Origin of the sequence: Amylibacter marinus, from assembly GCF_030160015.1 — a bacterium.
In the GTDB taxonomy this organism is placed as follows: Bacteria; Pseudomonadota; Alphaproteobacteria; order Rhodobacterales; family Rhodobacteraceae; genus Amylibacter; species Amylibacter marinus.
Window position 1 is genome coordinate 583,658 of sequence record NZ_BSNN01000004.1, and the last position, 13,081, is coordinate 596,738.

Here is a 13,081-nt window from a genome sequence, read left to right on the forward strand (position 1 = left end):
TTGGATAGGGGGCGCGCCAATTGCCCGCCCCCGTCTGTGATCACCCCATGGGGGTGCGGAATTTTTCGGGGTATAAGTTTGTGCGCCCTGATTTGGCGTAGGCCACGAGGCTGGGGAATGATTTCACCTTTTCGGTCAGGGTGTTTTCGATTGGGAAATTCAGCATGAAGTTTAGGAATGCGACGGCTGAGAAATCGACCGATGTGGGGGTATCTCCGAAGAAGTATTGTTGATCGCCCAGGAGGGTGGAGAGGCTGGTGAGGTCTTTGTGCAGGCGCGCCATTTGTTCTGCCTCGCTGTGGCGGCCCATACCTTGGCCCATCAATTGCTGGATCGCGGCTTTGCGGATACCTGCCACGATAAAGCCGCGGATCAGCTTGGGGATGGCGCCGAAATTCGCGCCTTTGGTGATTTGCCAATTGGTTTCATCGATCCAGCGGCTGGCATAGAGGATGAAATACATGTGCTCTTCGATCATACGGATTAGGGCGGTGGAGGTGGCGCGCTGGGTGTCGCTTAGGCCTTTATCAAAATCAATTCCATGGGTGGTTTCCACATAGGATTGGATTTCGGTGCTGTCTGGGATCAGGCGGGTGCCTGCGCGCAAAACGGGCAATTTTTGTTTGGGCATTTTGCGCGGGTCTGGCAGGTAGGTGATGGTGTAATCTAGGCCAGAGTGTTCCAGCATCAGCATGGATTTAGTGGCGAAGGGAGAGCCGGCAGGCTCGCTATAGGTGGGGGGAAATGCGATCAGTTCCATTGGTAAGCCTTTGTTGTTGTAGGGATTAGATATCAGCGCCATACTGACAAAAACTGTCAGTAATGATTTGCGAGTGTGGGATATGGCTAAATCTGATCGATTATTACAAATGATGCATTTACTGCGCAGCATTCCCGCGCCCGTTACCGCCGAGGTATTAGCAGAGGGGCTAGAGGTAAGCATACGCACCGTGTACCGCGATATCGAAAGTCTACGCGCGGCAGGGGCGGTGATTGATGGTGAGGCGGGCTATGGCTATAGTCTGACCGAGGATCCCGCATTGCCCCCGATGATGTTTAGTGTGGATGAGGTAGAGGCATTGGTTTTGGGATTGCGCGAGGTCGAGCAGGTGGGCGATCCTGTGCTGGCGCAGGCGGCTGCATCGGTGCTGGCCAAGGTGAATGCCGGTCTACCGCAGGCTCTACAGCGCACGCTGGAGCATTCTGTTTTGCGGGCCAAGAGTTTTCTGCCGCGCCCCGAGATTAACATTGATGTTGCCGCATTTCGCCGTGCAACCCGCGAAGAGCGTGAATTGGAAATCGACTATGTCGATGCCAAGGGCGCGATCACCCTGCGCCGCATTCAGCCGCTGGCGATTATCTATGCAGATGCCAAACTGGTGGCGGTGGCCATGTGTTTGCTGCGTGATGATTTCCGTGCCTTTAGGCTGGATCGGATTGTGGGGTTTCGCGAAACGGGGCAGGGGTTTAGCCCGCGCCGCGTTGCCATGCTGCGCGCGGCATTGGCGCAATTTCGCGGCGAGGTTGGCGGGGATTCGCGCCCTGTCTAAGCTTTTGCTTTTGTGTGGGCGATAATCGCGCTAGTCTGGGGAAAAAGAAGCTCGAGCAGGAGAGTTCCATGAGGATTTTAACGTTGGCCCTATGCGGGGTAATTGGCATGGGTGCGATTGGTACCTCTGTACAGGCGAATTTTGTAAGCGGTGGTGAGATCGTACTGGCCCAAAGTGCCAGCGGATTTCAGGCTTGGGTTAAGAGCTTTCGCAAGCAGGCCTTGGCATCGGGTATTTCCGCACGCACCTTTGATCGTGCCTTTCGTGGGGTAAAGCTGAACCAGCGTGTGGTGGCGCTGGATCGCAAGCAGGCGGAATTTAGCCGCGAGATTTGGGATTATCTGGATACGGCCACATCCCCCAAGCGCGTGGAAAACGGCCGCGCGGCGGTATCAAAGCATCGCGCGACCCTGCGCAAGATTGAATCCAAATACAAGGTCGAGGCCGAGGTTGTGGCGGCTGTTTGGGGGCTGGAGAGCTCTTATGGTTCGCACATGGGTGATATTAATATTATCGAGGCTTTGGCCACATTGGCCTATGATGGGCGGCGCGAGAAATTTGGCCGTCAGCAATTGATGGAGGCGCTGCGCATCATTCAGCGCGGCGATATCACCGCCAACAAGATGCTGGGCAGCTGGGCCGGTGCCATGGGGCATACGCAATTTATTCCCACCAGCTATCAGGCCTATGCGCAGGATTTTGATGGCGATGGCAAGCGCGATGTTTGGGATCCCAAAGACCCCAGCGATGCCTTGGCCTCGACCGCGAATTACCTAAAGAAATTTGGCTGGAAGCATGGGCAGCCCTGGGCCATAGAGGTGCGATTGCCGGCTGGGTTTAATTATGGCAATGCCAGCCTGAAGCTAAAGCGCCCCTCTAGCCGCTGGATGGAATTGGGTGTGCGTGATGTGGCGGGGGGGCGTTTGCCCAGCCATGGTGATGGCGCGATATTCCTGCCCGCGGGTGCACAAGGGCCTGCGTTTTTGGTGTTCAAGAATTTCTTCGTGATCAAGCGCTATAACAATGCCAATTCCTATGCCATGGCCGTTGGACATTTGGCGGATCGCATTGATGGTGGTCAGCCTTTTGTTGCCGAATGGCCGCGTGGACCCGGGGCATTGAAGTTGGCCGAGAAGATTGAGGTGCAAGAGCGTCTGAACAAGCTGGGCTATGATGTCGGCGAGCCGGATGGGATTATCGGGCCAAAGACATTGGATGCTGTAAGCGCCTTTCAAAAGGCGATTGGGATCAGGCCCAATGCCACCGCGGATCAGGTATTGCTGGGGCAGTTGCGCAAGGCGCGGCGCTAGGCGCAGGGATCCCCTATCACAGAATGAATGTTAGATACGGCTGACCTATCGGGTCAGTCGGTGCGGTTGCGCGTCTGATATGTCTTTGGGGTATTGGGGCTGCGCTATGGGTTCGCAATTTACTGGGTTTTCATTTGGCCATATATTAGATAGAGCACATTTTGTACGATGCACGCCAAGGGTGTGTTGGCGGTTTGGTGCATGGATAGGCCTGCAAAGTAATTTTATGGAGTTTTTATGATTAAGAAATTAGCAATTCTGGGTGGCCTTTTGGCAATGGCAGCCTGTAACCCTCAAGGCGAGCCGACCACGCAAGAGCCATTGAATTCAGCCCAAGAGTACCAAGTGGCTCATGAAACCAGCGATAATTTCCCTAAGCAGAAATTGATTGCGGATGATGGCATGCCGTTTGAATTGCGCAAAGTTACCGTTGGCAAACGGGTATTCGCTCATGTTGCGAATAAGGGAAGCGCATCCAACCTTGTGAATCGGGTTTGGGTGGCGAAAACAGTAAAGCCAATCGAAGCGGCGACAGGCTGTTCTATTAGTACTATTGATCCCGACTACAGAATTAATCCGGGGCGGGCTTGGGTTATCGGACTTGATTGCCGATAAATGGCGCTATCTTCACTCTGCCTGATTTATGTGGGCAGGGTGCTTGGGCGGTGTGATTTTTGCACAGGCTGGCTATGCGCCCCAGTCATCCCCCTGCATCTCGCGCAATCGGCTGGCGGTGCGTTCAAATTCAAACGCGCCGGCACCTGTTTCATACAGCTGTTCTGGCTGTGCATCGGCGCTAAGGATGACCCGCACCTTGGCCTCGTAGAGCGCATCGATCAGGGTAACGAAGCGTTTGGCCTCGTTGTTGCGTGCGCGCGTTAGAATGGGCACATTTGTGATGAACAGCGCGCGTAGCGATTTGGCGATTAACAGGTAATCCCCGGGCCCCAGCGGCCGGGCGCACAGGTCATCAAACCCTGCCATCGCAACCCCGCCAGAATGATGCGGCAATGTGATCTCGCGGTTTTTCTGGTGCAGGGTTAGCGAGGTAACTTCGCTACCGGCGATCTGATCCCACAGGGCCATTAGGGCGGCGTGGTTGGCATCATTTAGGGGTGTGAAATAGGTTTGTTTCTGTGACAGGCGGTTTTGGCGATGGTCTGTTTCGCTGTCTAGATTGTGCACGGTTAGGTATGTTTTGATCTGTTCGATAAAGGGCACGAACAGGTTTCGGTTTAGGCCGTTTTTATACAGATCATCGGGGTGGCGGTTGGATGTGGTTACGATGATCACGCCGGAATCGAACAGAAATTCAAACAGCCGCCCTACGATCATGGCATCGGTGATATCGGTGATTTGCATCTCGTCAAAGCACAACAGGCTAGCGTCTTTGATAATTTTTTCGGCCACTGGGCGGATGGCGTCCTCTACGCCGCTGGCGCGGGCGTGGTGCATGCCGTCGTGCACTTCTTGCATAAAGCTATGAAAATGTACGCGGCGTTTGCGTTTAATCGGGCTGGCATCGAAAAACAGATCCATCAGCATGGATTTGCCGCGCCCGACACCGCCGTAGATATACAGCCCCCGTGGGCGCGGGGCCACCACGCCAAATACCCCAGACAGCAACCATTTTGATTTGGGTTTATAGCCTTCGATTTCTTCGGCCAGCCCCTGTAGGGCGCTGAGGATCGACAGCTGGTCTGGGTCTGCATTTAATGTGCCATCAGCAACGCGCTGATTGTAGATTTCTAGGGGCTTCATGCGGGGCCTATCCAAATTGAACCTAGGGCTGAGTTAACAATATATTTCTGCGCTGACAAGCTTGGCCCGTGTGATCGGGCAAACCGCGCCGGTTGCGTTAAATTTTAGGGGTTAATCAGACAGATATTAAGGTGGCGTTAGATATTGCGGTGCTTGATGTAGCCTATGTAATGGATGAGGGTAACGTGGATAAAACGACGACACTGGAAGAAAGAGTGAAAGAGCTGGAAGGGCGGATCGCGGATAGCGAGGCGACGCGCAATCGGATGTATGATATGATTGACATATTGCCCGATGCCACAGCGGTGTTTGATGCACAGGATCGAATGGTACGCGTAAATCAGCGGTTTATTGATTTATGCCCCGAGGCTTTTGTGAACATTCGTGAAGGTGACTCTCGGGCCAAGATGTTAAGCATGGCCGTGGATGCGGGTATGATCAGCCCCGCCCCCCTAAGCGAGGCCGCATGGGTTGAATATATGCTGGCCATGACCAACAGCGATGAGAACCCTGTGAATATTGCGCAACTGGCTGATGGGCGCTGGATTCGGACATCACAACGTATAACCGCTAGCGGCGATCTGGTCGGCACCTATTGTTTGCTAACCGAAACGGAATTAAAACAACGCGCCCTGATTGCCGCGCAAAAAGAGGCCGAGGATTCCAATCAGGCGAAATCTGCGTTTTTGGCGAATATGAGCCATGAAATCCGTACCCCCATGAATGGGGTGGTCGGGATTGCAGAGCTGTTGATGGACACCAGTTTAGACGAAGAGCAGCGCGTGTTTGCCAATACCATCAAGAATTCCGGTGAAGCATTATTGGTGATAATCAACGATATCTTGGATTATTCCAAGATCGAGGCAGAACAGATGGATCTGTTCCCGGAGCCCTTTAACCTAGAGGAATGTATCCAAGAGTCGATGATGTTATTGGCCAGTAAGGCCCAGGAAAAGGGGCTGGAATTACTGGTAGATTACGACATGTTCCTGCCCGAGGATTTCATCGGCGATGTGGGGCGGATGCGCCAGATATTGCTGAATTTGGTGGGGAATGCGATCAAGTTCACCCAAGAGGGTCATGTGTTGGTGCGGGTTGTGGGCATGGAAACCATTCATGACTGCCAACAGATTAACATCGCGGTCGAGGACACGGGCATCGGCATTCCCGCCGAGAAGTTGGATGCGGTCTTTAGCGAATTTCAGCAGGTGGATCACGCGGAAAACCGCAAATTCGAGGGCACCGGTTTGGGGTTGACGATTTGCCGTAAATTGGTGGCGATGATGGGTGGCGAGATGTGGGTGGATTCGGTTCATGGTGAAGGTTCTGTATTCGGGTTTAAGGTTGTTTTGCCAAGAGTAACGGAGGATGCGCATCACCTGCCTAAAATTTCTAGGGCGGTATCGCGCGCTTTGATTGTGGATAACGGGGCGCAACCCCGTGCGATCCTGTGCAAACAATTGGGGCATCTTGATCTGGAAACTGTTGCGGTAAACAGTGCAGAGGAGGCCCTACAATATTATAACGAGGATAAGGGTGTAGATCTGATTATCGCTGCGTATGATATGGCGGGGATGGATGGCGAACGCTTGGGTATTGCTCTGCGGGATCGGGGTTACAGCGATACGTTGATTTTGGTTACCTCGCAACAGGCATTGCCCGCTGCCGGTATTCGCGCGGGTATTTTTGATGCCAGTTTTCAAAAGCCGATCCTGCGTAAGGAATTGTTTGCAGCACTTGGGGCGATATATACCAAAGATGTGGATAACCCCACCTTGCCACCGGCCAGCTTGCCCGGTAGCGAGGTGATATTGCCGCCCGTGCGGGTGGTGTTGGCCGAGGACAACAAAACCAATCAGCTGGTGTTTTCAAAGATGGTTAAATCTGAGAAAATTGAGCTAAAGATCGCCAGCAATGGCCAAGAGTTGGTAGATATGGTCACAGAGGATATGCCCGATTTGATTTTTACCGATATTTCAATGCCGGAAATGGATGGGGTTTGCGCCACAAAATTGATCCGCAACCATGAGCAAAACGCGGGATTAGAGCCGACACCAATTGTGGCGCTGACTGCTCATGCGATGTCGGGCGATAAAGAACGATTTCTAGAGGCGGGGATGAATGGATACATCACCAAGCCGCTGAAAAAAGCCGAGGTCATCAAGGAGATCAACGATCGGGCCAAGGCGATGGCGCAATATGATCTTGCCCCACCATCGCTGCAGCAAAACCTGCCGATCGCGCGCAGGATACGCTAGCGACGAGATTACCCGATGTGGTGTTTGCCGCGGGTTTCGGCCAGATTGACTTGTTTTTGCCGCTCGCGGAAACGGGTCTTTCTGGCCTCGTCCGTGGTCTCTATACATTGATGACAGGACACGCCTTTCTCGAACTCTGGGCGCTGTAAATCCGCAGGCGCTAGGGGCATTCGGCAGGCATAGCACAGATCGTATTTGCCCTCTTCTAGCCCATGTTTTACGGAAACACGCCCGTCAAATACAAAACATTCACCGTCCCATGTGCTGTCTTCTTGTGGGACTTCTTCTAGGTATTTTAGGATGCCGCCTTTTAGGTGGTATACATCCTCTACGCCCTCGCCCAATAGGTAGTTGGTGGATTTCTCGCACCGGATACCGCCCGTACAAAACATGGCGACCTTTTTGTTGTGAAAGCGGGATTTGTTCTCTTCCCACCATGCGGGGAATTCGCCGAAAGATTTGGTCTCTGGGTCAATCGCGCCTTGGAAGGTGCCGATGGCGACCTCGTAATCATTGCGTGTGTCGATCACCACCACATCCTCGCGGGTTATCAGATCATTCCAATCCTCGGGCGCGACGTAGTTGCCGACGTTTAGTGTGGGGTCAACCTGTGGCTGGCCCATGGTCACGATCTCTTTCTTCAGCTTCACCTTCATGCGGTTAAAGGGCATTTCCGAAGCGATGCTTTCTTTGTGCTCTAGATCGCTACAGCCGGGAAATGCGCGTAGATGGGCCAGCACTGCATCAATGCCACCACGCGGGCCGGCGATGGTGCCGTTGATGCCCTCGTAGGCCAGCAGTAGTGATCCCTTTATGCCCTGTGCGCGGCACAGGTTCAGCAGCGGCGCCTGTAGGGCGGTGTGATCCGCAAAGCGCGTGAAGTGATAAAGAGCGGCAACAACGATTTTACCCATGGTGCACCTGTGATTAGTGGCCGCCGATACGGCCCAGTGTTACGCCGTAATCGGTAGCAATTTGATAGCTGGGATCATCATCCATATCTACAATCAGCTGTCCAGCCTTGGACAACAGCGCATGGCAATCACGCGATAGGTGGCGCAGCTTCAGGGTTTTTCCTGCGGCATTGTATTTCGCGGCCACGGCCTCGATCGCCTGTAGCGCGCTTTCATCCACCACGCGCGATCCGTCGAAATCCAGAATAACGCTTTCTGGGTCGCTTTCTGGGTCAAACAGCTCTTGGAAACGTGTGGCCGAACCAAAGAACAAGGGGCCGGTAATATCATAAACGCGGGCACCTTTTTCTGATTTAGAGGGGTGGGCCTTGGCCTGAATTTGCGAGGCCGCATTCCACGCATAGACCAGTGCTGACACGATCACCCCAACAACCACGGCAATGGCCAGATCCTCTAGCACGGTCACCACAGTTACCAGCACAATCACCAGCCCATCAGAGCGCGGGATGCGCCGCATCAGCCTGATCGACTGCCATGCAAATGTACCGATCACCACCATGAACATCACGCCAACCAGCGCGGCCAAGGGGATCAGCTCGATAATGCCGCTGGCGAACAGGATGAACACGAGCAAAAACAGCGCCGCAGATATCCCCGCCAGACGCGTACGCCCACCAGAATTTACATTGATCATGGATTGCCCGATCATGGCGCAGCCCCCCATACCACCGAAGAAACCGGTCACGATATTGGCGCCACCTTGCGCGATACACTCCTGTGATGCCCCGCCTTTTTTGCCGGTGATATCACCAACCAAATTCAGGGTCAGAAGGCTCTCGATCAGGCCAATAGCGGCCAAGATAATGGCATAGGGCAGAATAATACGCAGAGTTTCCAGATCAAAGGGCACCATAGGGATTGCAAATTGTGGCAGGCCGCCTTTGATGTTGGCCAAGTCGCCGACGCGCTCTACATCAATGTTAAACACGATCACCAGTGTTGCGACTAAACCAATCGCAACCAGCGGTGCCGGGATCGCTTTGGTGATTTTTGGCGTGGCCCAGATCAAGAACATCGTCAGCCCAACCAGTGCCAATGTAATCCACAGCTTGGCCCCAGACAGCCAAACATGATTGCCTGTCGCATCAACGGTCTGGAATTGCTCTAGCTGGGCTAGGAAAATCACAATGGCCAACCCGTTCACAAAACCCAGCATCACTGGATGGGGTACCAATCGCATAAATTTCCCCAGACGGAAAATACCCGCTAGAATTTGCAAAATCCCCATCAAAACCACAGTGGCAAACAAATACTGCACCCCGTGCTGTGCAACCAAGGCCACCATCACCACCGCCAAGGCCCCCGTGGCCCCAGAGATCATCCCCGGACGCCCGCCAAAGGTCGCCGTGATTAGCCCCACAATAAATGCGGCATACAATCCAACCAGTGGTTCCACCCCTGCCACAAATGCAAAGGCAACCGCCTCTGGCACCAATGCCAGCGCAACAGTTAGGCCAGATAGGATATCCGTCTTGGCCTGCATTGGTGTAATAGGCGTATTTTCGGGACTGCGATCCGCAATGCGCAAACGGCGCGTGAAATCGGCAATAGTGGTGAAGCGGGCCATGGTAGAATCCTAGGGATAAGGGGGAGGCAAAACTTGGGGCCTTCTAAGGCCTTTCCCCAATAAAATAAAGACCTCTTTCAGTTCCAAATCTTACAAATATCCAAAACCGCTTTGATCTATGATCAAAGCTATAGAAAGGGGCGCGCATGCGCGCGCAATTTTAATCGTCGCGCACCCGACCGCGCAGGGATTTTACCGCGCCGCGGCGGGTTTTTGTATCCATGCGGCGGCGCTGTGATGCGCGGGTTGGTTTGGTTTTTACGCGAAATTTGGGGCGGATCAGCGCCTGTCGGATCATCTCGATCAGCTTTTCTTGCGCCAGTTCACGGTTCATCTGCTGAGAGCGATGTTTCTCGGCGGTGATGATCAGCGCGCCTTCCTTTGTCCATTTTCGCCCAGCAATTTTGCGCAGGCGATTTTTCACAGGTTCGGGCAGGTTTGGCGATCGCGCCGCCTCAAAGCGTAGCTCGACCGCAGTTGATACTTTGTTTGCATGTTGGCCACCCGGCCCAGACGAGCGCTGAAAATTTTCGCTGACTTCCCAATCTTCGATAGAGATGTTGTCATTTATGCGGATCATCTGGGGCCTTTGGGTGGGCCAGAGCGCAGCTGCGCTCTGGAGGGTTTTATTGCTTTGGAATGTTGCGATCATAGTCCAATCGTTTGGCATATTCCAAGGTCAACAGTTCTTGCAGCAACAGCGCCTCTTGGTCGTTGCCTGTTGGCGTGGCATTTGCCCCCGAACCGCCCGATCCAAAAACGTATTGGGGAACTTTGCGCTCTGCGTAGGCTTTGGCCCAGTACTCTTGGATTTTCTGTTCGGTTTCCAGCTTCTGTGCCAGCGCGTTATCGGCCTCTAGGACGGCAGACTTGGCATAGGCCTCGGCCTCGGCGGCCACCTTTACGGCCTTGGCGTCGATCTCGGCTTTTTCCAGCAAGATTTGTGCACGCTCGCGGTCGATCTCGGCCTGCTCTTTTAGCTTGTTTGCGGCGGTCAGGGTCAGCTGCTTTTCGGTTTCGGCATCTGTTGTGCGCTCGATTTGGGTCACCTTGGCTTGGGCCTGGCGTTCCGCAACTTCGCGTTCACCCTTGGCGATCGCCAGCAGGCGTTGCTCTTCTTCTTGGATGCGTTGTTCACGCGCGATTGCACGGTCAGCCGCCGCCTGTTGGCGTAGGCGCATGCGCTTTTTGAACTCTTCGTTTGGATCCACGGCCGTAACGCGGGCGCTGGATACTTGGATGCCAAACTTGGTAAAGGACTGTGATTTACGTTGGGGTTGGCCGGTATCGTCTAGAATTTTCTTGACGATGAACACGGTTTTGAACTGATCTCCATATTCCTTTTGATCGGTGCCTAGTGTTGCATTGGCGGAGCCGCTGGCGGGGCCTTCATCAAGGCGCACGCGTTCTTCTACGCGGCGCACGATATAGATGCCGTTTTCCATTTGGCGTTGGAATTCATTGTTAAACTCGGTTTTTCCACCTTGGAAATAATCCTCGGCTGACAGCAAGGCCGCCGTCGCGCCCAAGGTTTCTTGGAATGCGGGGATCAATTCTGTGCGCAACAGGTTTTCTGGTGTGCGGTACAGGCGTACCATGCGCAGGAATGCGTCTTGGTCTGCGGGCAATTCGTATCTGGTGGTGGCCGTCACCAGCGCATCAACCTGATCCAAGAAAACCAGTGATTGAGGCGCAAGGTTTGCACTGGTTGAAGAGCCTTCTGACTCGGCAACAACACGGCCTAGGCCTTCGCGAGATGCCTGTACAGACATGGCGTTTTTCCATGCGTTTACGCGGCCAAACAGGTATGAATTATACCCTGTATCGGACACCATTTTTTCCTGACCGGTAATGGTCCGTACGTGATATTTATATCCTGGCTCGGCATAGAAGAAGATACCGTTAAACGCGCTGAACAGGAAAAAACCAGCGGCCACGATGTAGCCGATTTTCATATAGTCTTTTAATTTTTCTGGCACGAAACTGGTCGCGCCCCAAATAGCCAGCGCCGCTACTACGGCGATTGTCATTCCATACATATAACTCTCCTAATTATGTCAACAATGCTTACGTAATTACGAAAGCTAAGATTTCAATATGCGGGGGTTATATCTATTTGGATGTTTTAGGGGAAGGTCATTAAATGAAAAAGCCTACACCAAGGAATGTAGGCTTCTCTCGAGATTTAGAGGTGGCAAGCAAAGCTGACGCTTTGGAGCCGGGTGTTCGAATTGGGGGGCTGCCCCCTAGACGTGCACCTCGCTCGTATCCTTCACCAGCTGCTCTGTTTTCCCAATAATCATAGGCACCTCCTTTCGATTGTTTCATTGACCGGATGATGTATCCGATATCTGAATCAAAGCACGAGTTTGCCAAATCTCCAAATGTTTTTTTGTAAATGAAGTGTGAACAGGGCGTGTTCGGTAGGGGGGCTTGGGGTTTTTATGGCCCAAAGCCCCTTTAAATTAGGTGCGAATAACAGACACCACAGCGTTTGCGATGGTTTCGATTTTATCTTCTGTAACGCCTGCGATATTCAGACGGCTGTCGAAAACCATATAGATTGCGTGCTCTTCGCGCAGGCGATCCACCTGTGCTTCGGTCAGGCCAAGGCGTGAAAACATGCCGCGGTGATCGGCAATGAAATCGAAACGGTCTGAATTTGAGGCCTTGCGCAGGGCCTCGGCCAGCTTTTTGCGCGCGGACAACATACCCAGGCGCACCTCTTCCAGTTCGGCCATCCAATCGGCGCGCAATTCTGGGTCAGACAGCACCATGGTCACAAGGCGTGCGCCGTGATCGGGCGGGAAGCTGAAGTTCTGGCGGTTCACATAGGACAGGTTGCCTTGGGTGATGGCATTGGTTTCTGCATCCGGCGAGATCGCCAAGATCAGGCCCGTGCGCTCGCGGTAGATGCCAAAGTTTTTTGAACAACTGGCTGCAATCAGCATTTGCGGGGCGCGCGCCGCCATTAGGCGCGGGCCGTAGGTATCCTCGATCAAGCCATCACCAAAACCTTGGTAGGCGATATCGATAAAGGGGATAGCGCCTTTGGCCACGATAAGGTCTGCCACCTGATCCCATTGATCTTTGGTTAGGTTTGCGCCTGTTGGATTGTGACAACAGCCGTGTAGAACCACCACATCGTTTTGTGCGATGCCATTCAGATCAGCCATCATTTTGTCAAAATCTACCGCACAGGTTTCGGCATCAAAATAGCCGTATTTTCCCACCGGCACGCCAACATGTTTGGCGATGGTGAGGTGGTTGCCCCATGTAGGGTCAGAAAACCAAACGGTGCCGCCGGTGCCGGTCATTTTTACCAATTCCAGCACATGGTGGATGGCCCCAGTGCCGCCGGGTGTGGCGCAATAGGAAACCCGGTCGCGATCAACCGTATCGCCCAAGATCAGCTCGTGCATCACGGTGTGAAACCCACCATCCCCGATCAGGGCGGTGTAGGTCTTGGTGGTTTCTTCGTTCCACAGCTGTTTTTCGGCCTTTTTAATGGCGCGCATGATCGGGGTGTTGCCCTGTGCATCCTTGTAGACGCCGACGCCTAGGTCGATTTTCTCTGGGCGTGGGTCTGCGCGATAGAGGGCCGACAGGCCGATGATGCGATCTGCGGGTTGTTTCTGTAGATTGGACAGCATGGTGTTTC

General features: G+C 53.5%; 11 protein-coding genes. 4 read left to right on the forward strand and 7 right to left on the reverse strand.

Annotated features, from left to right (window positions below; translation table 11 throughout):
• Window positions 1–40: 40 nt before the first annotated feature.
• Complete coding sequence (locus tag QQL62_RS10075; protein WP_284378509.1) at window positions 41–760, reverse strand: glutathione S-transferase family protein; 720 nt, start codon at window positions 758–760, stop codon at window positions 41–43.
• A gap of 82 nt (window positions 761–842) precedes the next feature.
• On the opposite strand from QQL62_RS10075, the gene QQL62_RS10080 reads away from it, so the two are divergent.
• From QQL62_RS10080 to QQL62_RS10090, 3 genes are all read left to right on the forward strand, one after another.
• Window positions 843–1,550 (forward strand): helix-turn-helix transcriptional regulator, encoded by a 708-nt coding sequence (locus QQL62_RS10080; protein ID WP_284378511.1) that lies wholly within the window; start codon window positions 843–845, stop codon window positions 1,548–1,550.
• 68 nt (window positions 1,551–1,618) lie between these two features.
• Entirely contained in the window at window positions 1,619–2,860 is a 1,242-nt protein-coding gene (locus QQL62_RS10085) for a lytic murein transglycosylase (RefSeq protein ID WP_284378513.1), read from the forward strand.
• 237 nt (window positions 2,861–3,097) lie between these two features.
• On the forward strand, window positions 3,098–3,475 hold the full coding sequence (locus QQL62_RS10090) for a hypothetical protein (RefSeq protein WP_284378515.1): 378 nt from the start codon (window positions 3,098–3,100) through the stop codon (window positions 3,473–3,475).
• Between the two features lie 72 nt (window positions 3,476–3,547).
• Here QQL62_RS10090 and zapE read toward each other — a convergent pair whose 3' ends face one another.
• Window positions 3,548–4,621, reverse strand: coding sequence for a cell division protein ZapE (gene zapE, locus QQL62_RS10095; protein WP_284378516.1), 1,074 nt, complete (start codon window positions 4,619–4,621; stop codon window positions 3,548–3,550).
• A gap of 131 nt (window positions 4,622–4,752) precedes the next feature.
• Here zapE and QQL62_RS10100 point away from each other — a divergent pair, with 131 nt between their 5' ends.
• Window positions 4,753–6,879 (forward strand): response regulator, encoded by a 2,127-nt coding sequence (locus QQL62_RS10100; protein WP_284378517.1) that lies wholly within the window; start codon window positions 4,753–4,755, stop codon window positions 6,877–6,879.
• Between the two features lie 8 nt (window positions 6,880–6,887).
• On the opposite strand, the gene trhO is transcribed toward QQL62_RS10100, so the two are convergent.
• The 5 genes from trhO to QQL62_RS10125 all read right to left on the reverse strand — a co-directional run bounded on the left by trhO (window position 6,888) and on the right by QQL62_RS10125 (window position 13,073).
• On the reverse strand, window positions 6,888–7,793 hold the full coding sequence (gene trhO / locus QQL62_RS10105) for an oxygen-dependent tRNA uridine(34) hydroxylase TrhO (RefSeq protein WP_284378519.1): 906 nt from the start codon (window positions 7,791–7,793) through the stop codon (window positions 6,888–6,890).
• Window positions 7,794–7,806: 13 nt separating this feature from the next.
• Window positions 7,807–9,420 (reverse strand): SulP family inorganic anion transporter, encoded by a 1,614-nt coding sequence (locus QQL62_RS10110; protein ID WP_284378522.1) that lies wholly within the window; start codon window positions 9,418–9,420, stop codon window positions 7,807–7,809.
• Between the two features lie 160 nt (window positions 9,421–9,580).
• Window positions 9,581–10,000 carry an alternative ribosome rescue aminoacyl-tRNA hydrolase ArfB gene (gene arfB / locus QQL62_RS10115; RefSeq protein WP_284378526.1) on the reverse strand — a complete coding sequence of 140 codons (420 nt, stop codon included), beginning with the start codon at window positions 9,998–10,000 and terminating at the stop codon, window positions 9,581–9,583.
• 46 nt (window positions 10,001–10,046) lie between these two features.
• The gene (locus tag QQL62_RS10120) at window positions 10,047–11,459 is read right to left on the reverse strand and encodes an SPFH domain-containing protein (RefSeq protein ID WP_284378528.1); all 1,413 of its coding nucleotides are present in this window, start codon (window positions 11,457–11,459) and stop codon (window positions 10,047–10,049) included.
• A 426-nt stretch (window positions 11,460–11,885) separates the two neighbouring features.
• Entirely contained in the window at window positions 11,886–13,073 is a 1,188-nt protein-coding gene (locus tag QQL62_RS10125) for an amino acid aminotransferase (RefSeq protein ID WP_284378533.1), read from the reverse strand.
• Between the last annotated feature and the right edge of the window lie 8 nt (window positions 13,074–13,081).

Coding starts and splice junctions, on each gene's coding strand:
- QQL62_RS10075 (WP_284378509.1), bottom strand. CDS start 760: ATGGAACTGATCGCATTTCCCCCCACCTATAGCGAGCCTGCCGGCTCT.
- QQL62_RS10080 (WP_284378511.1), top strand. CDS start 843: ATGGCTAAATCTGATCGATTATTACAAATGATGCATTTACTGCGCAGC.
- QQL62_RS10085 (WP_284378513.1), top strand. CDS start 1,619: ATGAGGATTTTAACGTTGGCCCTATGCGGGGTAATTGGCATGGGTGCG.
- QQL62_RS10090 (WP_284378515.1), top strand. CDS start 3,098: ATGATTAAGAAATTAGCAATTCTGGGTGGCCTTTTGGCAATGGCAGCC.
- zapE (WP_284378516.1), bottom strand. CDS start 4,621: ATGAAGCCCCTAGAAATCTACAATCAGCGCGTTGCTGATGGCACATTA.
- trhO (WP_284378519.1), bottom strand. CDS start 7,793: ATGGGTAAAATCGTTGTTGCCGCTCTTTATCACTTCACGCGCTTTGCG.
- QQL62_RS10110 (WP_284378522.1), bottom strand. CDS start 9,420: ATGGCCCGCTTCACCACTATTGCCGATTTCACGCGCCGTTTGCGCATT.
- arfB (WP_284378526.1), bottom strand. CDS start 10,000: ATGATCCGCATAAATGACAACATCTCTATCGAAGATTGGGAAGTCAGC.
- QQL62_RS10120 (WP_284378528.1), bottom strand. CDS start 11,459: ATGTATGGAATGACAATCGCCGTAGTAGCGGCGCTGGCTATTTGGGGC.
- QQL62_RS10125 (WP_284378533.1), bottom strand. CDS start 13,073: ATGCTGTCCAATCTACAGAAACAACCCGCAGATCGCATCATCGGCCTG.